This window comes from Marinobacter halodurans (assembly GCF_004327985.1).
Taxonomy (GTDB): domain Bacteria; phylum Pseudomonadota; class Gammaproteobacteria; order Pseudomonadales; family Oleiphilaceae; genus Marinobacter_A; species Marinobacter_A halodurans.
This window is the reverse complement of record NZ_SJDL01000001.1, coordinates 115702-136134: the sequence shown is the minus strand read 5'-3', so window position 1 is coordinate 136134 and position 20433 is coordinate 115702. Positions and strand designations below refer to the sequence as shown.

Below are 20433 nucleotides of genomic sequence, written 5' to 3'. Positions count from 1 at the left end.
GCGAAGTATACATTATTACGACATTACGCTGATTTACCGATCTGTAACTCCGGCGCGGATGTGACCGGATTGACGTTTTTGGTGCAGTGGCTGCGGGGCTACTCGATCGGCGGACGCTGGGTGCGGATATAGTGGTCGGCGTCGAGAATGTCGTCGGAGCGCAGGTAGGCCTGGACGGCCGGTGGACAGTTCAGGTAGAGCAGGAGCAATTCGCGCTGGATGTCCTGGTCCTGGATACGGGAGGCGTAGTGGATCAGGCGCCGGATGGTGGCGTCGGACGAATCGTCATAGCGCTGGCCATAGCGTAACTCCACCAGCGTGTGCAGGCGCTCGAGGTGATACTGGCCGGTATGGGTCAGGTGTTCGGTCAGACTGAACCCGGTGCTGGCCTCACCGGACTCTGAGGCGCTTTCTCGTCCGGTCGTTCTGCGCCAGAGTGCTTTCAACATGGCTGTGTCTCGAAAATCCCTTGTCCGGGGTGATCCCAGCAGCGCTGCTGGTGTGGCGATAACCGGCCGCACTTGAGCGCTTTTTAATTATCGTTATACCGACTGTTGTAGCTCAGATTGCGAGCGGCTTCCATCTCTGGATGTCCTGTTATCGGATGTCTCCGGAATTTTGAGACTTGTGCGTCATATCGGCTGCGTGCAGGATCACCAATTATTCACGAATATCAAGCTGATGTGTCGGTGTCACTTGGGCTTTAGTCGAAGTGTTTCGCGGTAAGTTCCTTGGCCCGGGCCGGTTGTTTTCTGGATAATGGCCCGTTCATGACCGAGATTTCAGGAGTTGATCGGAGACTCCCTGGCGCCGACCGTCCCGATACAGGAGTTCATTGTGCCGCTTTCCATTCCCCGGGAGATGCTCCCGGCGTTGATAACCGCCGCCATCGTGGTGGTGCTGGTGACTGCCCTCGTCATGGCGCTGGTCTACCAGCGCCGTCTTCGACAGGTGCGCGAGGATGCACAGGCTCGCCTGGACGCCATGACCGCCCGCGCCGAATCGGCCGAGGAGCAGGCCTACCATGCCAGCCGGGACCGCGCCCTGCTGGAGCAGGAACGCGACCAGTTGCGCACGCAGGCCTCAGAGCAGCAACACCGGCAGCGCGAGCTGGAGGCCGCCCGTGAGACCTGGCGTGACAAGGCGACGGAACTGGAAAACCGGATGGCCACACTGGTGGCGGAGCGGGACGGAGCGCAAAAGCGCGAGCACAAGCTGGAGCAGGACCTGTCTGAGCTGAATGACCGTTACGAGGCGGTCAACCGGTCACTGTCCGATGCGCGGGTGTCGCTGCGTGAGTACGAGGTGACGCTGGAAGAGGAGCGCCGCACCACCGGCGAGAAACTGCAGTTGCTCGAGCGCAACCGGGATGCGCTGAAGCAGGAGTTCGAGAACCTTGCCAACCGCATCTTCGAGCAGAAGAGCGAGCGCTTCTCGCAACAGACCCGCACCAGTCTCGACAGCCTGCTGAACCCGTTCCGCGAGCAGTTGCAGGACTTCCGCAAGCGGGTCGAGGATGTCTACACCACCGAAACCCGGGATCGTCAGGCACTGCGCAGCGAGATCGATGCCCTGCAGAAGCTGAACCGGCAGATCACCGAGGAAGCGGCGAACCTGACCCGGGCCCTCAAGGGTGACAAGAAGATCCAGGGTAACTGGGGGGAACTGATCCTTGAACGGGTGCTGGAGAAATCCGGCCTGCGCAAGGGCGTCGAGTACGACACCCAGGGTTCCTACCGGGATGCGGACGGCCAACTGCTGCGTCCGGATGTGGTGGTCCACCTGCCGGACAGGCGTAACCTGATCGTGGACTCCAAGGTGTCCCTGCTCGCCTACCAGGAATGGGTCACCGCCGAGGACGACGAGACCCGCGACAGCGCGCTCAAGGCTCACGTCGAGGCCGTGCGCCAGCATATTCGCAGCCTCAGCGAGAAGGACTACAGCCAGCTCAGCGGGCTGCATTCCCCGGATTTCGTGCTTTTGTTCATGCCCATCGAACCGGCCTTCGTCGCGGCCTTCCAGCAGGACGAGAACCTGTTTGCCGAGGCATTCGAACGCAAGATCATCGTGGTGACGCCCACCACGTTGCTGGCCACGCTGCGCACCATCGAGAACATCTGGCGGTATGAGCGCCAGAGTCAGAATGCGCGGCAGATCGCGGACCGGGCCGGTGCCGTGTACGACAAGCTGCGGGTCTTTGTGGAATCCATGGAGAGGCTGGGCAGCCAGCTGCAGACCGCGCAGGGCACCTACGACAACGCCATGAATACGCTCACCCGCGGCAAGGGCAACTTGATCTCCCAGGCCAACCGCTTCGTTGAGCTGGGGGTGCGCGTGAAGAAGGAGCTTCCCAAGTCGATTCGCGAACAGGCGGGCGTCGGTCATGATGAGGATGCCGAGACGGACGACGAAAACGACTGAAAATCGTCAAGACGGCTCCCGACGAATGGAATTCAGGTCACAGTGAGGCCATACCATGCTGGCCTAGAATGATCGGCAAGACATCCAAGACCTGCATCTTTGGGAGCCCTGCGTGTTGAACAGATTCCACCGGCAAGACCCACCGGCCTCAACCCTGCCCTGTATCGCGACACCCGGCGGCGGAGACGACGACAGGGATCAGAGCGGCGATACCATTGTTGTCGACTAGCGATGCCGGGCGGCCCCTTTGGGTCGATTGCCCGGCTTGTCGCGGCATCTCCTTGAATCATCCGGGGTAATGGCAGACACTTTAAGAATGAATTTGCAGCAGATGCAGGATCGGTAGCGTGTAGGAGCCGGTGTTGCAACATGCTGAAAAACAGTGATGTTCCCTGCGGAGAATTCAGGAATGAAAAGCAGATGGATGGGTGTTGTCGTCGGTGGCATGCTGTTCACCCAACTGGCCTGGGCCCTGCCTCCAGAGCACGAAACGCGCCGGCTGATGCTGGCCGTGGAGAAGGCCGTCGAGAATAAGCAGTGGGGCGAGGCCGGTGAGTACCTGAATCGCCTGCAGACGCTCGATACCAAGAAGCCGGATGCCTACGCCTTCTACCGGGGGCGCGTTATGTACGAGGCCGGCCATTACAACGAAGCCATGGCCGCGCTCGAAGCCTATGTCACCCAGGCCGGTGAAAAGGGCGAGCACTACACCGAGGCGCTGGAGTTGATCACGGCGGTGGAGCAGGCCCGTAAGAAGGAAGGGGATGTCGCCGACGCGGCCAAGTCCCAGGGCGAACCGGTGGCCAAGATCGAGCCGGCCGGTGGTAACTCCGTCGAAGAGCTGCAGAAACTGTACCTCGCCGACACACCCCGTGAAGCCCTTGAGCGCCATGCCAACAGCCTCCTGTCCCAGAATGCCTGGCGCGCCAGCAACGATCGGGTGCTGCGGGCCAATGCCACGCCCGATGTTGTCTACCAGGTATCCGCCGAAACCGGTGCCCTGCAGGTGCAGGAAACCCGTAAGCTGGATGACGGTCGTTCGGAAGTGGTCGCCACGCGCCTTCCGGTCTATGGCATCAATCCGCTGCTCAAGTGGGACTGTCCCGATAGCGGCCACACCTGCTGGATCTACGATCCCAGGGACGGCTCCCGCTGGCTCAAGCTGGGGGGGCAGGCGGATACCACCCGGGCGTTGGCCCGCACCCTGAGCGACCTGATCCGCCGCCTGCAGTCACCTTCATGAGTTCACGGCGCCGCAGTCGGACCTGACGCGGCGCTGGCATCCCCGTCCCGCCAGGCACCCGGCGTCATGCCTGTCCATTTCTTGAACGCCCGATGGAAGGTGGAGGGTTCGGTGAACCCCACCAGATGGGCAATTTCGTTGATCGAGCGCTCGCCCCGGCCCAGATGGTAAATGGCCAGGTCCCGTCGCAGCAGGTCCTTGATCTCCTGGAACGACGTGTTCTCCTGCCTGAGCCGGCGACGCAGGGTTTGTGGGCTGACGTGCAACTCCGAGGCAATCCACTCGAAATCCGGCAGGGCCCGGGAAAAGTCGCGGCCGATCAGCGCCCGGATGCGTCCGGTGTAGCTGTTGCCCTCGTCGGGCCGTGCCAGCAGGTCGGCCGGCGACGTCTTCAGGAAGCGCCGCATTTCGGGGCGGTCGCGGATGATCGGGGCGGACAGGAAGCGTGCGTCGAAAACCAGTTCCGTCCGGTCGGCATCAAAGGTCAACGGGCAGTGGAATATATGCCGGTACTCATCGGCGTGGGGCGGGGCCGGATAATCGAAGCGCGCCTCGTCCAGGCTGATGGCCTGGCCGATCAGCCAGCTGAACAGGCGGTGCCAGATCACCAGGATGCTCTCGTGCAGGAAAAAATGGGGATCGTGGACGGGAAGGTCCAGATGGAGCACCAGGGATGCCCGGTCTTGGTCCCGTTCCAGGCCCATGCAGGCCGTGCGGTCAAACAGGCGGGAAAAGTGCTCTGCCCGCTCCAGGGCGTTTTCCAGCGTCGAGTGCTCCAGAATCAATGCACACATGGTGGCAAAGGTGCCGGGACGACAGCGGCGTGGCCCCATGCCCATGAACTCGTCTGCCATGTCCTTCCAGATCACCTGCATCAGCCGGGTGAACTGGGTGCTGCTGACACGGGCGCCGGGCGAACGGATCAGCTCCGGCGAGATGCCGGCCCGCCGCAACATGGTGTCCGTATCCAGCCGTTGGTGTTCGGCACCGCTGAGCGCGGCCAGGACGAAGTGTCCGGAAACCGTCAGATTCGCCATCCGATGACCTGTATGATTTAAGGATTCGCCCATCATAAGTGGGTGTCTTGAGTTTGCAACGTCCCTGCGGGTCAGTCCCGGGGCCCCGCTGGTGGATTCGGCCAATCAGTTTGGCGGAAGCTGCTGTTGGCGGTCCGCGCCTCGCGCGGCAGTCTGGGGCGAGGAAAGCAAGAGGAGAAGCTGCTATGGCCGGACCCCTGCACGGTCTGCGTGTTCTGGATTTTACCACCCTGCTGCCCGGGCCCTATGCCACCATGCTGATGGCCGACATGGGCGCGGAGGTGCTGCGTATCGAGGCGCCGGACCGGATGGATCTCACGCGCCTGATGCCACCCCACGTTGACGGAGTCGGCACCGCCCACACCTACCTGAACCGTGGCAAGGCCTCGCTGGCGCTGGATCTCAAGCAGCCGGACAATATCGCCACGGTCAGGCGGCTGGTGGCCGAGTACGACATTGTCATCGAGCAGTTCCGGCCCGGCGTCATGCAAAGGCTGGGGATCGACTACGACACGCTGCGGGCCATCAACCCGGGCCTGATCTATTGCGCGATTACCGGCTATGGCCAGACCGGCCCCTACCGGCACCGCGCCGGCCACGACATCAACTACCTGTCGCTGGCCGGCGTCAGCAGCCACTGCGGCCGGAAGGAGGGCGGCCCGCCGCCACTGGGAATCCAGGTGGCGGACGTGGCCGGCGGCTCGCACCACGCGGTCATGGGCATCCTGGCCGCCGTCATTCATCGCCAGCAAACCGGGGAAGGGCAGTTTGTCGATGTCAGCATGACCGACGCCGCCTTCGCCCTGAACGGTATGGCGGGCGCCGCGTACCTTGCCGGTGGCGAGTTGCCCGGACCGGAGCAGTCGCTGCTCAACGGCGGCAGTTTCTATGACTACTACGAAACCGCCGATGGGCGCTGGCTCTCGGTGGGCAGCCTGGAGCCGCCATTCATGGCGCGACTGTGCGACGTGCTGGGGCTGGCGGACATGAAAAGCCTGGGACTGAGCCAGGACCCCGGGCATCAGCAACGGCTGAAACGGGCCCTGAAAGGCGCCATTGCCGAGCGCACGCTGGCGGAATGGCAGGCGGTCTTTGCGGAACAGGACGCCTGCGTGGAGCCGGTGCTGACCCTGGCGGAAGCGGCTGTGCACCCTCAGATCGAGGCGCGGGCCATGGTTATTGACGTACCCCGGGAGCAGGGCGGGACGCAGCGCCAGATTGGCCATCCCATCAAGTTCAGCCGTACCCCCTGTGAAGCCCGGTTTACGGGCCGTAAGCTGGGTGCGGATACGATCGAAACGCTGAAGCGGCTGGCGCAGGACGGCTAGGGGCGCTTTGGCTTTCAGGGCGAGCGACTGTGCGCAGCCCGGTAGTTGCCGGGGGTCATGCCGGTGTTCCGCTTGAAGCGTCGATGGAACGACGCTGGCTCACTGAAGCCGAGCCGCAGGGCGATATCGGGAATGGCCAGGCTGGTGTTGCACAGGAAATCCTCCGCCAGGGATTGGCGCACCTCATCCAGCAGTGACTGGTAGCTGCTGCCTTCCTGGCTCAGTTTCCGCTGCAGGGTACGACCGGTCATGTGCAGTTGTCCGGCCACAATGTCCTGCCGGCTGATGCCCTGCAGGAGCTGCTGGCGGATGGCCTGTCGGGCCCGGGTGAGCAGGGCGGTATCGGCGGTCATGGCGGCCAACTGGCTGCGGGCGTGGGCCTCCAGCGTGCGGCGCAGGGCGGGGTCCGGTTGGCGTAGCGGCCGCTCCAGCAACAGGCGGGACGCCACGACCCGGTTGTCTTGCGCCTCGAAGTACACCGGGCATCCCCAGCGTTCCCGATACGCCTGCTCCAGTTGGGCGCCGGGCGAGCGTCGTTCCAGGTGGACCGCTTGCGGCGATGTCTCGGCGTCATCGGCCAGCCAGCGGGCGTAGTTGATCCAGGAGGCAATCACATTGTCGATCATCTGCGGGCGCACCAGCGGATCGTTATAGGCACACTGCCAGATCAGGTGCATGGTGTCGCTGTCCAGCAGGAAGCGGGTGAGCCCCATGTCGCCCACCAGCTTTTCATAGGGGATGATGTACTGGATGGCTTCTCCCAGGGTGGCGCAGCTCATCGTGATGTAGCCCAGCACCGTGTAGGAACCGGGTTGCACGAAGTCTCCGGTCTCCAGCCCCAGGATGGGATTGTCGGTCAGTTCCGTCAGCAGGTGAATGAAGCGCTGGAAACGTTCGCCATCGATACGTGCGTCGTCCGGCTGGCCCGGCGACAGGGCGAGTCCGGCCCGGGCCAGCAGCGGGGCCGTGTCGATACCTTTGTGTTCGGCGGCGCGCACATACTGGCGCAGGGCGGCCACCGACGCGGTGCCCAGCGGGGGTGTCTCGGTCATGGTCTTTCGCTGTTATGACTGTAGACGCATTAATAGCGGGGAGAGCGGGCCAGTTCAATGGCCGGAATGCCAAGTGGAGGACAAGCGGGAAAATACGGGCAATAAAAAGGCGGATCGGAAAGACCGACCCGCCAGAAAAATAAGGAAAGAACGAAAGTGCCTGAAAAATTCGTTAATCCGTGAGGATGCTGACCCCATTTACCGGCGAAGGGACATCTGACTCTCCAGACTGCACGCTTGGAGGACTGCTCACTCCTTCGCCGTGGGGGGATACTGCTTGCATCCACGATTTAAACTATAAGCGTGACCCGTTCCCAAGTCTGTTCGTGATGTGTGTCGCACTGTAACGGTTTGTTGGCCCCTGCCGTGACCGGGTATGCGTCAGGCTTCTGCCGGCAGGGCCGGGGAGGTCTCGGTGAACAGCCGGGTCTCGTAGGCGTCCATCAGCCCCTGGATGGCCGATTTCTCGACGTCCTCGACACTGGGGGTGCCGTCCTGGACATCGGTGCGGCACAGCACCATGCCGGCTTCCACGGAAATATAGCCGGCGGTGGTCTTCAGCGCCTTGTGGTTGATCCCGTCGTAGATCCGGCGAAAGGCGCTGGTGGTGCAGTGCTCGGGGTTCTCGAAGTGGGCGATGATGGCGTACTGGTTATCGCCGATCCGGCACAACGTGTCCATCGGTCGGATCAGGTGACCGAGGCGGCGCCCGATGCCCTGGGCCAGCTCGCTCATGATGCCGGGGGAATGCTGACGCTTGAGGGACTGCCAGTTGCGGATCCCCACCAGCACGTAGGCGGACGCTCCGCCGCGGGATTCGGCATGACGGATGCTGCGCTCGAGCCTCTCCCGGGCATAGCGGTTGTTGCACAGTCCCGTTTCCAGGTCGATGATGTTGCTGGACTCCAGCTCCCGGTTGTTCTCGATCAACAGCGCATTGGCGCGGAGCAGGGTATTCTGGCGATCGGCCATGCGGTCGGCGGCAAAGATGCGCGGCAGGAGCTGCTTGCTCATGTCCGATTTGTAGATGAAGTCGTCCACGCCGCTGTCGAAGGCCTCGGCCAATGCCTCGACGCTCTCCCGTGCGGTCAGCAGCATGACGTAGGTGTAGTGATTTTCCTGCTCGTCGATCTGCCGCACCCGGGCCGTCAATTCCAGGCCATCCATTTCCGGCATCAGCCAGTCGGCAATCAGGACGCTGACGGGCCTGTCTTCCATGAACTGCAGGGCGTCCAGCGCGTTGTTGGCAAGGCGTACATCGCGGTAGCCTGCCTTGCGCAGGGTCCGGGCGACCACCATGCTGCTGAATTTCGCGTCGTCGACGACCAGTATGGGAAGGTTCAGGTTAGGCATGCTGGTTCACTACTCTCAGAATCCGATCCAGGGTGCGGTGGTCCGGGCAAGTTGCTATTCTAGCCACCGGCAGCAAGAGCGCCTCATCCAGTGACGCGACGAGGGCTGTCCAATATGTAATCGCGGCTATTATAGCCTGATAATGTCCGGGCTGCCGCGGCCCAATTTGCAAACCTGCGGACCTGTCCCGCAATGGCATGTCATTGCGTGATGGTGTCCGCATTTCCGGAGCCGGAGTCATGCCTTCCTTTGATATTGTTTCAGAAATTGATATGCACGAAGTCACCAACGCGGTCGACCAGGCCAAGCGTGAACTGGGTAATCGCTGGGACTTCAAGAATGTCGAGGCGGATTTCGAACTGGATGACAAGGGCATCACCCTCAGCGCCGAGCAGGAATTCCAGCTGGAGCAGCTGATGGACATGCTGCGCATGGCCTTTGCCAAGCGCAACGTGGATACCCGCGCCCTGTCCGAGGATGGCGAAAGCCGCGCCGGCAAGCTGATGAAGCAGCACCTGGCCCTGCGGCAGGGGATCGAGACCGCGGACGCCAAGAAGATCGTCAAACTCCTCAAGGATGCGAAGATGAAGGTCCAGGCCAGCATCCAGGGCGACAAGGTCCGGGTCACCGGCAAGAAGCGGGATGACCTGCAGGCGGCCATTGCCCTGATCAAGGAGTCCGACCTGGACCTGCCGCTGCAGTACAACAATTTCCGCGACTGACGGAGCCCCGCTATCATCATTTCCCGGGAACGCCGCGATTTCCTGCGGGACGCGCTCTACACGTTTACCCGCTGGCAGGTCCTGGCCATGCTGTTGCTGGGTTTTTCGGCGGGGCTGCCGTTCCTGCTGGTCTTCTCCACCCTGAATGCCCGACTTGCCGATGTCGGCGTGGATACGGCGACGATCGGTTTCTTCAGCTGGCTGGGGATCACCTATTCCATCAAGGTGTTCTGGGCACCGGTGGTGGATCGGGTCTCGCTGCCTTTGTTGGACCGCCTGTTCGGCAAGCGGCGCAGCTGGATGCTCCTGGCCCAGGCTGGCATCGCCACGGGGCTGTTCCTGATGGCCCGTGTGGATGCCGCCCAGTCGCCGGTGTTGATGGCTTGGTGCGGTTTACTGGTGGCGTTCTCGTCGGCCACCCAGGATGTTTCCCTCGATGCCTACCGGATCGAGATAGCCGAACCCCGCCTGCAGGCGGCGCTGGCGGCGGCGTATATCTTTGGTTATCGCCTGGCCCTGCTGGTGGCCGGCGCGGGCGCGCTTTACCTGGCTCAATTCTGGTCCTGGCAGATTGCCTACGACGTCATGGCGCTGCTGGTGGGCATCGGCATCGTGACCGTACTGGTAGTGCGGGAGCCGAAGGTCAATCATCACGCTGCCGCTGCTGACCTGGCCCATCGCGTGGAGCAGGAGGTCGCCAAACGCGCCCACCTGTCGCCGCAGCTTGCACGCCTGACCGGCTGGTTCTCTGCCGCGGTGGCCGGCCCATTCATGGATTTCTTCAAACGCTATCGGGAACTGGCGGTCCTGATTCTCGTGCTGGTGGCGACCTACCGGATCTGCGACATCGCCATGGGGGTGATGGCCAATCCGTTCTACCTCAAGTTCATGGGCTTTTCGAAGACGGACGTCGCTGACGTCACCAAGATCTTCGGTTTCCTGATGACCATTCTCGGTTCCGGCATCGGCGGCCTGCTGGTGGCGCGGTACGGTGTGCGCACCATCCTGTTTGCCGGGGCGGTCCTGACGGCGCTCAGCAACCTGCTGTTCATGCTGATCGCCCAGTACCCGCCGGATATCTGGACCCTGGCGGTGGTGGTCAGCGCCGATAACCTGAGTGGTGGCATCGCCAACGTGGCGCTGATTGCCTGGCTGTCGAGCATGACCAGTGCGTCGTTCACCGCTACCCAGTACGCCCTGTTCAGTTCGCTGATGACGCTGCCGGGTAAATTTATCGGCGGTTTCTCGGGCATGGTGGTAGAAGGCTACGGGTACAGCGAATTCTTCCTGATTTCCGCGGTCATGGGGCTGCCCGCGATCCTGCTGGCCGGCTATATGATGAAGCAGGGTAAGCGGCTGGACGCCCTGGCGCCGGCGGATGCCCACGACCACAGCGGGGAGGGGGGCGGCAGTCGGCCTGAGGATCGGCGAGTCAGGGCTGCCAGCGAAACCGGGACATCGACACGCGACCGTTCTTGACCGGCACGCCTTCTTCCGTCAACAGCCGCGACTGGTAGTAAAAGCGGTTGGATTCCGGCGGAAAGGCGATGCGCCCATCCTGTTTCAGGACCCGGTGCCAGGGCACGTCCGAGCCTTCCGGCAGTTGGCCCATGGTGCGCCCCACAAAGCGGGCCAGCCCCTTGAAACCAGCCAGCTCCGCCACCTGGCTGTAGCTGGCCACGTGGCCGACGGGAATCGAACAGACCACCTGCCAGATGATCTGCTCGCGGGAGACGTCTTGCGGCTCAGAGGCGGAGGGCACCGTCCACCTCGATCATGCGGCCGGACAGGTAGTCGTTTTCAAGGATAAAGGCCGCCGCGGAAGCAATTTCTTCCGGCTTGCCCACTCGCTTGAGGGGGATGCCGGCGGTCATCTTTTCCAGGGCTTCCGGCTTCATGGATGCCACCATCTCGGTCTCGATAAAGCCTGGGGCGATGCCCATGACGCGGATGCCGTTGCGTGCCAGTTCCTTGGCCCAGGTCGGCACCAGGGCCGCGACGGCCGCCTTGGCCGCGGAGTAGTTGCTCTGGCCCATGTTGCCGGCGCGGGAGATGCTGCTGATGTTGATGATCACGCCTTCGTTGCCGTGCCTGATCATCTGGGTGGCGGCTTCACGGCCGCACAGGAAAACGCCGGTCAGGTTGACGTCGATCACGGCCTGCCATTCGGCCAGGGACATGCGCTTCTCGATTTCGCCGTTCTTGACCTTGACCATCAGCCCGTCACGCAGGATCCCGGCATTGTTGATCAGGCCGTTGAGCTGGCCGAAATCATCGAGGATGGCGGCAAAGGTCGATTCCACTTCGTCTTCCCGGGCCACGTTACAGGTGTAGGCCCGCGCTTCGCCCCCGGCGGCCTTGCAGGCGGCCACGGCGTCGTCCAGCTTCTCCGGGACCAGGTCGATCAGGGCCAGGCGGGCGCCACGTGCCGCCATGTATTCGCCCATGGCGCGACCCAGGCCCTGGCCGCCACCGGTAATTGCAATCACCGAATCTTGAAGTTTCATGCTCTGCCCTAATTGTTTGTTGTGAGTTGATCGTTATGCATCGCTGTCAAAAAGTGAGCAGCAGTATACCAGAGGGGCGGTCGTCGTCATGGTCGGCCCGACTGGCAAAGTCATTTTCCTGAGGAGCCATACATGGGTTTCCTGTTTTTCGCATTCATTGTGCTGCCCATCGTCGAGATGGTGGTCCTGATCAAGGTGGGCGGCATCATCGGGGTGCTGCCTACGATCGGCCTGGTTCTGCTGACCGCCGTCGTGGGGGCCGCCCTGTTGCGCCAGCAGGGGCTGGCGACGCTGTTCAGGGCCAACCAGAGACTGAACAGCGGTGAGTTACCTGCCCGCGAAGTGGCCGAGGGACTGATCCTGGCCGTCGGTGGCGCACTGCTGCTGACGCCGGGCTTCGTCACCGACACCATTGGCTTCCTCTGCCTGTTGCCCTGGACCCGCCAGATGTTCGCTTCCTATGCCCTGAAGCGGATGGTGGTGGCCGGTTCGTCGCGGAGCAGCTTCCACTTCACCGTGGGCGGGCAGGATCCGTTCGGCCAGACGCGTCCGGGAGACGATGACATCATCGAAGGGGAATACCGCCGCGAGGATGAGCGCAAGTCCTCCCGGACGCGGGATTCGCTGGAAAAAAAGTGAAAAAATTTTTGCAGGTGGGTGTTGAAAAGTAAGTGCAAACCCCCACATAAGGATCACAAGTTTGCTGAGGGTCACGAAGATCCTGCCAAAACAGGTGCTTACGAACCCACAGCGTTTTGAGCAAACCTCATTGCCAAAGACAATCTGACTATCTGGAGAATACGAGCAATGAAAATTCGTCCGCTACACGATCGTGTTGTCGTACGCCGTAAGGAAGAGGAAGAGAAGACCGCCGGCGGTATCGTCCTGCCGGGCAACGCCAAGGAAAAGCCTTCCCAGGGTGAAGTCATCGCTGTAGGCCATGGCCGCGTTCTCGACAATGGCGAGACCCGTGCTCTGGCGGTCAACGTCGGTGATACCGTGGTGTTTGGTCAGTATGCTGGAAACACCGTGAAGGTTGACGGTGAGGATCTTCTCATCCTGAGCGAAAGCGAAATCTACGGCGTGCTGGAAGGCTGAGTCCAGTCGACTCGTTAGCTCACGTCATTTGCAGATTGGTTAACGCATAAACGAATACAGGAAAGACAACTATGGCAGCTAAAGACGTTAAATTTGGCGATTCAGCCCGCAAGCGTATGGTTGCAGGCGTCAACATTCTGGCCGACGCCGTTAAGGTCACCTTGGGCCCGAAAGGCCGCAACGTGGTTCTGGACAAATCCTTCGGCGCACCGACCGTCACCAAGGACGGCGTTTCCGTCGCCAAGGAAATCGAGCTGAAGGACAAGTTTGAGAACATGGGCGCCCAGATGGTCAAGGAAGTTGCTTCCCAGACCAACGACACCGCCGGTGACGGTACTACCACGGCAACCGTCCTGGCCCAGTCCATCGTCAACGAAGGTCTGAAGGCCGTTGCTGCCGGCATGAACCCGATGGATCTGAAACGCGGCATCGACAAGGCGACCCTGGCGGCCGTCAAGTCCATCCGTGACATGGCCAAGCCCTGCGACGACAGCCGCAACATTGCCCAGGTCGGCACCATCTCCGCCAACGGCGACGAAACCATTGGCAAGATCATTGCCGACGCCATGGAGCGTGTTGGTAAGGAAGGCGTGATCACCGTCGAGGAAGGCCGTGGCCTGGAAGACGAGCTGGACGTGGTTGAAGGTATGCAGTTCGACCGCGGTTACCTGTCCCCGTACTTCATCAACAACCAGGACAACATGTCTGCCGAGCTGGATGACCCGTTCATCCTGCTGGTCGACAAGAAGATCTCCAACATCCGCGAACTGCTGCCGGTGCTGGAAAGCGTGGCCAAGGCGGGCAAACCGCTGATGATCATCGCCGAGGACATCGAAGGCGAAGCGCTGGCAACACTGGTTGTCAACAACATGCGCGGCATCGTCAAGGTGGCTGCCGTGAAGGCGCCGGGCTTCGGTGACCGTCGCAAGGAAATGCTGCAGGACATCGCTATCCTGTCCGGCGGTACCGTGATCTCCGAGGAAGTGGGCCTGACCCTGGAAAACACCACCCTGGACGATCTGGGTACAGCCAAGCGCGTGAACATCACGAAGGAAAACACCACCATCATCGATGGCGCCGGTGCCCAGACTGATATCGAAGCGCGCGTTGAGCAGATCCGTAAGCAGATCGAGGAAAGCTCCTCCGACTACGACAAGGAGAAGCTGCAGGAGCGTGTGGCCAAGCTGGCTGGCGGTGTTGCCGTCATCAAGGTGGGTGCCGGTTCCGAAGTGGAAATGAAAGAGAAGAAGGCCCGCGTCGAAGACGCGCTGCACTCCACGCGCGCTGCCGTTGAAGAGGGCATCGTTGCCGGTGGTGGCGTGACCCTGATCCGCGCCCTGGCGGCCCTGGATAGTGTTCAGGCCGAGAACGAAGAGCAGAAGGCGGGCGTCAACATCCTGCGTCGTGCGATGGAAGCGCCGCTGCGCCAGATCGTGACCAACGCCGGTGGTGAAGCCTCCGTCGTCGTCGACAAGGTGCGCCAGGGCGAAGGTAGCTTCGGCTACAACGCAGCGACCGAAGGCTACGGTGACATGCTGGAGATGGGCATCCTGGATCCGGCCAAGGTCACTCGCTCAGCCCTGCAGGCTGCGGCTTCCGTTGCCGGTCTGATGATCACCACCGAAGCGATGGTGACTGACGAGCCGGAAGACGAGAAAGCCGGTGGCGGCATGCCGGACATGGGCGGCATGGGTGGTATGGGCGGCATGGGCGGCATGATGTAAGCCGACCCCGCGTCATACCCCGACCATTCCTGGTCAGAAAAGGCCCCGCGTTTCGACGCGAGGCCTTTTTTTTGGACTGTGTCATGCACTTGTACAGGGGGTTTGTTAGACTCCGGAAAACTCGCGCAATCCTGCGCACACACACGCCCGACCCCCTATGACCGAGACTTTGGATTCACCCTTCCTGCGACCTGGCAAAGTGGTCATGCTGACCCTGCTGGGCATCGTGGTCTATCTGGCTGCCCTGGTGTTCTGGCTCCCGGCGGGGTGGGTCTGGCAACTTTGCCGTGATTCGGTGCCCCTGCCGCCGGGTGTCGTGATCGAGAAGGTCTCCGGCCAGCTCTGGAATGGCCAGGTCCAGGTCCAGGTGATGGGGCATTCCCTGCAGGCCGGATGGCATCTCGACGGACTCATGGACGGCGATCGCTACCTTCCCCTGGCCTGGCAACTGCACACACCGCGCTCCCACCTTCAGGGCCAGTTTCAACTGACCGGCATCAATGCAATGGCGTTATCGGCCGAGGGACGGATCAACATCCCTGAATTCAGCCGTGAGATCCAGCGCAGTGGCGGCGCGATCATACAGGGCGACGTCACGATTGATCGGTTCTCCCTGGCGGCGGCCGACGGGACCCTTCAGGCCCTGTCGGGCCGTGCAAGCTGGCCGGGTGGTGAGGTGAGCTGGCCGATGGGGGCTTCCCGTGAGCGGGCGGTCCTGCCGCCGATGAAAGCCCGGTTGGACCGGAACCAGGGGCGGATTGCGTTGGATATCAGCAGCGCGAGCAATCCGGAGCCGGTGATTTCCGCCCAGGTCCAGCCTGATGGCATGATGCAGATCCAGTTATACCGCCGTTTACTGGATCTGGTGAACCAGCCCTGGTCGGGTAATGCGGAGCCGGGCGATGTGGTGTTCAGTGTGAGGCAGCGCGTGCTGCCGGCGGGGTAAGGTCATGGCATCGGTTTCCTACACCACACCATTCGGGCGTCTGCCGCGCTGGGTGGCCAACCTGCTGCTGGTGGGGCTGGTCGTTTACTTTGCCTGGGTGATGGGACGCCTGACCTGGCTGATCGCCTGGCAGGATCCGGTGATGGCCGGCCCCTCGGCCTCAGCGACCGCGGCATCGCTGGCTCCGGCTGGCGAGCGTACACCGTTGGCAGCCTACGATCTCTTTGGTCGGCCCCCGGTGGGGACTCCCGTGGCGGAAGCCGTCAAGCAAACGGCTCCGGAAACACGCCTGCGCATGCGCCTGGAAGGTGTGATGGTAGCGGCGCGGGCGGAGGAGTCCGGTGCTATAGTTTCAGGAACCGACGGTTCGACCGCTTATTATCGTGTCGGCGATGTCATGCCCGGTAACATCGAACTGGTGGAAGTCGACCCAGTGCGCATTCTGATCCGCCGCAACGGTGAAGTGGAATCGCTGGCCTTTGAAGACGACGACGCTGCGGGTATGGTATCGGAGGTTCCCCAAGGGGCCGGCGGTATGTCGCCAGAGGCGTTCGTGGAAGACGCCCAGGCCCAGCTTGCTGCCGAGGGCGATGCGGCGCTACAGCGTTACGGGCTCAAACCGGTGGAACCGGGGGCCACGCAGGGCTACGTCTATGATGGCTCCAACGCGATGCTGTCCGCCCTGAACCTGAAACAGGGGGACGTTATCACGGCCATTAATGGCCAGCCGCTGGGAGACCTCGATCAGGACCGGCAGCTGCTCGAAAACTGGCGAGACCAGCAGCAGATACAATTGGAAGTAATGCGGGATGGCGCCAGTTTCACCGTAAACTATGCGTTGCCCCAATGAAGACGTTGTCGCCGATGACAAGGGCTGTAAAGTACAACGATTATAAAAAGGCGGGCTCGGGATGCCCGCTGCAAGTTTCTCAGTTACAGGAAACCAGCACTGCATGACTACTCTGAACTCGCCATTGATCCGGGCTCTGGTTCTGGCTTTGCTTCTTCCGATGAGCATGATGGCCCATGCCCAGGAAGAGGGCACCTGGAAACTCAACCTGAAGGATGCGGACATCCGCGCTTTCGTCACGCAGATTGCTGATATCACCGGTTACAGTTTTGTGGTGGATCCGCGGGTCAAGGGGAAGGTCACCGTCCTGTCCTCGGCCCCCATGAACAAGGATGAGATCTACGATCTCTTCCTGGCGGTATTGCAGGTTCATGGTTTTACGGCGATCCCGGGCGAGGAGGTCATCAAGATTGTCCAGCAGGTGGATGCCAAGCAGTCCGCCGAGTCGTTAAAGCGCTTTGACACCATCCCCTCCGAGCAGTTGATTACCAAGGTCATACAGGTCAACAACGCCAATGCCCTGGAGCTGGTTCCCATCCTGCGGCCACTGGTGGCCAAATACGGGCACCTGGCCGGTGTTGCAGCGGCAAATGCGCTGATCGTCAGTGATCATTCGGCGAACGTGCATCGTATTGAGCAAATCGTCAAGGAACTGGACAGCCCGTCGAAGTACGAGGTGGAAGTCATCCAGCTCAAGGAGGCCTGGGTCGGTGATATGGTGCGCCTGCTGCAGGAGCTGGCGCCCTCTGAGCTGGGCAAGCAGGCCAATGAGGCGGCCAACAAGTACAGTGTGACCGCGGACGAACGCAGCAACCGACTGATTCTCCGCGGCGACGAGAATTTCCGCTCCAAGATGCGGGAGCTGATCAAGAAGCTGGATCAGCCTTCCGCCTCCGGAGGCACCACCAAGGTCATCCGCCTCAAGCACGCCGATGCCAAGTCACTCGCTGAAATCCTCAAGGGCGTCATGGGTGAGGTGGCCAAGGAGAACCAGCAGGGCCAATCCAGTTCCGGCGGATCCGGCGGTGGTAACGCAGGCTTTGCCATCTTCGCCGACGAGGGGCTGAACGCGCTGGTAGTCCGTGGCGAGCCGTCCATCATGCAGGAGGTTGACACCATTGTAGACGCGCTGGATGTGCGTCGGGCCCAGGTCCTGATTGAGGCCGCCATTGTCGAGATCAGCGATGAGCTGGGCAGCGATCTCGGTGTGCAGTTCGCCGTGGCCGACGAGGGCAACGGCTCAACGCCGCTGGCGGGCACCAACTTCGGCAATGTGGGTCTGAGTCTGGGAGACATCATCGGCGCGATCGCCAGCAACGAAGTCGTATCGCCGGCAACCGGTGGCCTGTCGCTCGGACTGGGCGAGCGAAACGAGAACGGGATTACCTGGGGATTCCTGATCCAGGCGCTTTCCAGTTCGACCGCCGCCAACCTGCTGTCGACGCCGAGCATTATTACCCTGGACAACCAGGAGTCAGAGATCGTGGTCGGTCAGAACGTTCCGTTCGTCACCGGTTCGACCACCACCACTAGTAACGGCGTATCCAATCCGTATCAGACCATCGAGCGCCGTGATGTGGGCCTGACGCTGAAAGTGACTCCCACCATCAGTGCGGATGGGCTGGTCAAGCTGATTGTGGAGCAGACGACGGAAAACATCGCCGACAGCGTGGAGTCTGCCTCGGATCTGGTGACCAACAAGCGTCAGATCAAGACCACGGTACTGGCCGATGACGGCGAGACGATCGTACTGGGTGGCTTGATTCGCGAGGACTACAGCGTGGCGAAAAGCAAAGTGCCTTTCCTGGGTGATATTCCGTACCTGGGGGCGCTGTTCCGCTCGGAGTCGAAGACCAAGATCAAGCGTAACCTGCTGGTGTTCCTGCGACCGAAGATCATCCTGAGCAAGGGCGATGTGGCCACCATCACCGATGAGAAGTACCAGGGGTTGTGGAACATCAACCTGGGGCTGAGCAAGAAGCTGGGGCACAAGATCCCGGAGGATGCCAAACGCCCGCCGATCAACACGCTGTTCGAGCGTAACAGGCTGCAGCCGGATAATTTCGGGACACCGCAGCAGTGACGCTAGCGTTCAGACTGGGAAGGCCGGCCTAATGCCGGCCTTCGTCATTTCCGGCCCGGTAAAATCCGGGTATCCCGGGCTGGATGGGGCGATCACCCCGTCGTGACGGGGAGCGGCGGCATCGGGCAGTCGAGCTGGTCGGCCACCAGGCGGAGAATTTCATATTCCCTCACCACCACCTGGTTGTCCCTCAGGATGCAGTGGCCGCAGGCGTCGATAATCGCCGGCTTCAGCAGGGGCGACAACCCCCGAAGCCGTGTAAGGGCCTTCTGGAGGGCCTGGGAAGAGACATTCTCGCGCATGGGGCCCAGATCCACGGTCCGGTCCTGGAAGCCTGCCACGGCCTCCTGGTAGCAGTGCCGGGCCTCGTCCGCCGAAGTCGTTGCCGAACGTGCGGCAAGGCTGAGCAGTTCCCCCAGGCTGTCGGCGACGTCGGCGAACCGGCGATAGCGCACCTTGTCCGCCTTGCGGCCGGCTGGAGACAGGTGACGGTGAACGAAGCTCAAGAGGGCAAACTCAAACAGGGTAACGCGCCCGTCGGCGCGGACCAGCCGGATCAGCACCTGCTCCAGGCCGCGGCGTTCTTCGGGGTCGAGCTTGCGCAGCGCCGGCATGGCCAGTTCCAGTGCGGGCAGGCGGATGGCCTCCCCCAACTGGTCGAGGGTCGGGTAGAAGCGCTCGATCAGCGAAGGATCGAAAGCCAGTACGCCCCTGGCCTCATCGATACCGGACAGGGCATGTTGGCGCTCGGCGTCGGACATGCTGTGGAAGATCAGGCTATAGCAGTATTGCACGGCGCCGGTGCGGGTATAGAGCAGGGTCCGGGTGTTGTCGGGCAACTGGTGCAGCAGCTGCTGGGCGTATTCCTCGTTCGCTGGTGTGACCGCGCCGGCGCTGTCCGACAGGCGGGTGTTGGGCGCCAGCGGCGAGGTTCGGCGTCCCGCCAGCGGTGCGACGACCTGCTGGAATCCGTCGCGTAACGCTGAGTCCTGGGGTTCCTGTGCCGGGGCGGCCGTCTGGGGCTGGCGGACATCGTCCCGGCGCCGGCTGCGGAATCGTGCCAGGAAACCCGGTCCGATGGCGTTGATCCGTTCTTCCAGTGGCGGGTGCGAGGCCAACCAACCCGCGAAGCGCATGTGCACGGTTTCCGAGAAACACATGTGATTGACATCACTGGCGTGGCCGGTGGACTCAAAATAGCTGCTCGATTCGCCGATTCGATAGAGGGCGCTGGCAATCCCTTCGGGATTGCGGGTGAACTGCACCGAGGAGGCGTCGGCCAGCATCTCACGCTGCCGGGAGATGGCCGCCTGGATCAGCCGGCCAAAGAACAGCCCGATGTAACCGACCAGCATCAGGCCCAGCCCGAGGCCGATGGCCAGCCCCTGGCTCTTGTTGTCGCGGGAGCTGTAGTAGCGTCGTCGGCCGGCACTGCCCAGCAGGAATTGACCAATCTGGCCGATCATCAGGATGCCGGCCAGAAGGGCGATCAGCCGCACATTGATGCGCATGTCCGAGTTCAGGATGTGGCTGAACTCGTGGCCAACGACGCCCTGCAGCTCATCGCGATTCAGTTGGGTGAGGGTACCGTGGGTGACCACCATGACCGCCTCGCCCGGTGAATAACCCGCGACGAATGCATTGATGGCGGTTTCGTTGTCCATGACATAGAGATCCGGGACAGGGACACCGCTGGCGATTGCCATTTCCTCGACGACATTGCGCAGTTGGCGTTCGTGCGGGTCCTGGCTGGATGGGTCAAGCAGTCGGGCACCGACCATGCGGGCCACACGCTCGCCGCCGCCGGCCAGATCGATCCATCGGATCAACGACCCCAGTCCGATGACGGCAACCACGGCAATGGAGGTGAACAGGCCCTGTCGCGACGTCAGCCAGATGCCGAAGTTCGCCGTGGGCTCGACGTTGCGGGTCACCAGGTAGCCCACCAGATCCACCACCAGGGTGATCAGCAGGACGGCGGCGGTAAACAGGAGCACCAGCAGCGTCGTATTGCGCCGCGCGCGCTCCTGGCGCTCGAAAAATCCAAGTTTGGCCATAGGTAAAGTGTC

18 protein-coding genes are annotated in these 20433 nt (G+C 62.1%); 11 read left to right on the top strand and 7 right to left on the bottom strand.

The annotated features are described in order from the left end of the window. Window positions 1-98: 98 nt before the first annotated feature. The gene (locus EZI54_RS00645; protein WP_131477998.1) at window positions 99-449 is read right to left on the bottom strand and encodes a hypothetical protein; all 351 of its coding nucleotides are present in this window, start codon (window positions 447-449) and stop codon (window positions 99-101) included. 715 nt (window positions 450-1164) lie between these two features. Here EZI54_RS00645 and EZI54_RS00640 point away from each other — a divergent pair. Together EZI54_RS00640 and EZI54_RS00635 are read left to right on the top strand one after the other, a co-directional pair. Continuing rightward, the gene (locus EZI54_RS00640) at window positions 1165-2421 is read left to right on the top strand and encodes a DNA recombination protein RmuC (RefSeq protein WP_131478284.1); all 1257 of its coding nucleotides are present in this window, start codon (window positions 1165-1167) and stop codon (window positions 2419-2421) included. A gap of 409 nt (window positions 2422-2830) precedes the next feature. After that, the gene (locus tag EZI54_RS00635) at window positions 2831-3664 is read left to right on the top strand and encodes a tetratricopeptide repeat protein (RefSeq protein WP_131477996.1); all 834 of its coding nucleotides are present in this window, start codon (window positions 2831-2833) and stop codon (window positions 3662-3664) included. Between the two features lie 2 nt (window positions 3665-3666). Here EZI54_RS00635 and EZI54_RS00630 read toward each other — a convergent pair whose 3' ends face one another. Next, on the bottom strand, window positions 3667-4701 hold the full coding sequence (locus tag EZI54_RS00630; RefSeq protein WP_131477994.1) for an AraC family transcriptional regulator: 1035 nt from the start codon (window positions 4699-4701) through the stop codon (window positions 3667-3669). Window positions 4702-4886: 185 nt separating this feature from the next. Between EZI54_RS00630 and EZI54_RS00625 the strand changes: the two genes are divergently transcribed. Next, a complete protein-coding gene (locus EZI54_RS00625) occupies window positions 4887-6029 on the top strand; it encodes a CaiB/BaiF CoA transferase family protein (RefSeq protein WP_131477992.1) in 1143 nt (380 codons plus the stop codon). A 14-nt stretch (window positions 6030-6043) separates the two neighbouring features. On the opposite strand, the gene EZI54_RS00620 is transcribed toward EZI54_RS00625, so the two are convergent. Next, on the bottom strand, window positions 6044-7081 hold the full coding sequence (locus tag EZI54_RS00620; RefSeq protein WP_131477990.1) for an AraC family transcriptional regulator: 1038 nt from the start codon (window positions 7079-7081) through the stop codon (window positions 6044-6046). A 381-nt stretch (window positions 7082-7462) separates the two neighbouring features. Then, complete coding sequence (locus EZI54_RS00615) at window positions 7463-8434, bottom strand: response regulator (RefSeq protein WP_131477988.1); 972 nt, start codon at window positions 8432-8434, stop codon at window positions 7463-7465. 239 nt (window positions 8435-8673) lie between these two features. Here EZI54_RS00615 and EZI54_RS00610 point away from each other — a divergent pair, with 239 nt between their 5' ends. Both EZI54_RS00610 and EZI54_RS00605 read left to right on the top strand, forming a co-directional pair. After that, entirely contained in the window at window positions 8674-9156 is a 483-nt protein-coding gene (locus EZI54_RS00610; RefSeq protein ID WP_131477986.1) for a YajQ family cyclic di-GMP-binding protein, read from the top strand. Window positions 9157-9168: 12 nt separating this feature from the next. After that, complete coding sequence (locus EZI54_RS00605) at window positions 9169-10635, top strand: AmpG family muropeptide MFS transporter (RefSeq protein ID WP_423226974.1); 1467 nt, start codon at window positions 9169-9171, stop codon at window positions 10633-10635. Here the strand turns inward: EZI54_RS00605 and EZI54_RS00600 are convergent. Both EZI54_RS00600 and EZI54_RS00595 read right to left on the bottom strand, forming a co-directional pair. Continuing rightward, window positions 10589-10918 carry an MGMT family protein gene (locus EZI54_RS00600; RefSeq protein ID WP_131477982.1) on the bottom strand — a complete coding sequence of 110 codons (330 nt, stop codon included), beginning with the start codon at window positions 10916-10918 and terminating at the stop codon, window positions 10589-10591. The two genes, EZI54_RS00605 and EZI54_RS00600, sit on opposite strands and share 47 nt — an antisense overlap. Beyond that, window positions 10902-11663, bottom strand: coding sequence for an SDR family oxidoreductase (locus EZI54_RS00595; RefSeq protein WP_131477980.1), 762 nt, complete (start codon window positions 11661-11663; stop codon window positions 10902-10904). Before EZI54_RS00595 ends, EZI54_RS00600 begins: the two co-directional genes overlap by 17 nt. A 132-nt stretch (window positions 11664-11795) precedes the next feature. Here EZI54_RS00595 and EZI54_RS00590 point away from each other — a divergent pair, with 132 nt between their 5' ends. From EZI54_RS00590 to gspD, 6 genes are all read left to right on the top strand, one after another. After that, window positions 11796-12302 carry an FxsA family protein gene (locus EZI54_RS00590; protein WP_131477978.1) on the top strand — a complete coding sequence of 169 codons (507 nt, stop codon included), beginning with the start codon at window positions 11796-11798 and terminating at the stop codon, window positions 12300-12302. Between the two features lie 168 nt (window positions 12303-12470). Continuing rightward, a complete protein-coding gene (groES, locus tag EZI54_RS00585; protein ID WP_131477976.1) occupies window positions 12471-12761 on the top strand; it encodes a co-chaperone GroES in 291 nt (96 codons plus the stop codon). 71 nt (window positions 12762-12832) lie between these two features. Beyond that, window positions 12833-14485: a chaperonin GroEL gene (gene groL, locus EZI54_RS00580; protein ID WP_131477974.1), complete on the top strand. Its 1653-nt coding sequence runs from the start codon at window positions 12833-12835 to the stop codon at window positions 14483-14485. A gap of 157 nt (window positions 14486-14642) precedes the next feature. Continuing rightward, the gene (gspN, locus tag EZI54_RS00575) at window positions 14643-15431 is read left to right on the top strand and encodes a type II secretion system protein N (RefSeq protein WP_131477972.1); all 789 of its coding nucleotides are present in this window, start codon (window positions 14643-14645) and stop codon (window positions 15429-15431) included. Window positions 15432-15435: 4 nt separating this feature from the next. Further along, a complete protein-coding gene (locus EZI54_RS00570; RefSeq protein WP_131477970.1) occupies window positions 15436-16281 on the top strand; it encodes a type II secretion system protein N in 846 nt (281 codons plus the stop codon). A 103-nt stretch (window positions 16282-16384) separates the two neighbouring features. Then, a complete protein-coding gene (gene gspD / locus EZI54_RS00565) occupies window positions 16385-18364 on the top strand; it encodes a type II secretion system secretin GspD (protein ID WP_131477968.1) in 1980 nt (659 codons plus the stop codon). Between the two features lie 92 nt (window positions 18365-18456). On the opposite strand, the gene EZI54_RS00560 is transcribed toward gspD, so the two are convergent. Next, the gene (locus EZI54_RS00560; RefSeq protein WP_131477967.1) at window positions 18457-20421 is read right to left on the bottom strand and encodes a M48 family metallopeptidase; all 1965 of its coding nucleotides are present in this window, start codon (window positions 20419-20421) and stop codon (window positions 18457-18459) included. Window positions 20422-20433 lie beyond the last annotated feature (12 nt).

Coding starts and splice junctions, on each gene's coding strand:
- EZI54_RS00645 (WP_131477998.1), bottom strand. CDS start 449: ATGTTGAAAGCACTCTGGCGCAGAACGACCGGACGAGAAAGCGCCTCA.
- EZI54_RS00640 (WP_131478284.1), top strand. CDS start 1,165: ATGGCCACACTGGTGGCGGAGCGGGACGGAGCGCAAAAGCGCGAGCAC.
- EZI54_RS00635 (WP_131477996.1), top strand. CDS start 2,831: ATGAAAAGCAGATGGATGGGTGTTGTCGTCGGTGGCATGCTGTTCACC.
- EZI54_RS00630 (WP_131477994.1), bottom strand. CDS start 4,701: ATGGCGAATCTGACGGTTTCCGGACACTTCGTCCTGGCCGCGCTCAGC.
- EZI54_RS00625 (WP_131477992.1), top strand. CDS start 4,887: ATGGCCGGACCCCTGCACGGTCTGCGTGTTCTGGATTTTACCACCCTG.
- EZI54_RS00620 (WP_131477990.1), bottom strand. CDS start 7,081: ATGACCGAGACACCCCCGCTGGGCACCGCGTCGGTGGCCGCCCTGCGC.
- EZI54_RS00615 (WP_131477988.1), bottom strand. CDS start 8,434: ATGCCTAACCTGAACCTTCCCATACTGGTCGTCGACGACGCGAAATTC.
- EZI54_RS00610 (WP_131477986.1), top strand. CDS start 8,674: ATGCCTTCCTTTGATATTGTTTCAGAAATTGATATGCACGAAGTCACC.
- EZI54_RS00595 (WP_131477980.1), bottom strand. CDS start 11,663: ATGAAACTTCAAGATTCGGTGATTGCAATTACCGGTGGCGGCCAGGGC.
- EZI54_RS00590 (WP_131477978.1), top strand. CDS start 11,796: ATGGGTTTCCTGTTTTTCGCATTCATTGTGCTGCCCATCGTCGAGATG.
- groES (WP_131477976.1), top strand. CDS start 12,471: ATGAAAATTCGTCCGCTACACGATCGTGTTGTCGTACGCCGTAAGGAA.
- groL (WP_131477974.1), top strand. CDS start 12,833: ATGGCAGCTAAAGACGTTAAATTTGGCGATTCAGCCCGCAAGCGTATG.
- gspN (WP_131477972.1), top strand. CDS start 14,643: ATGACCGAGACTTTGGATTCACCCTTCCTGCGACCTGGCAAAGTGGTC.
- EZI54_RS00570 (WP_131477970.1), top strand. CDS start 15,436: ATGGCATCGGTTTCCTACACCACACCATTCGGGCGTCTGCCGCGCTGG.
- gspD (WP_131477968.1), top strand. CDS start 16,385: ATGACTACTCTGAACTCGCCATTGATCCGGGCTCTGGTTCTGGCTTTG.
- EZI54_RS00560 (WP_131477967.1), bottom strand. CDS start 20,421: ATGGCCAAACTTGGATTTTTCGAGCGCCAGGAGCGCGCGCGGCGCAAT.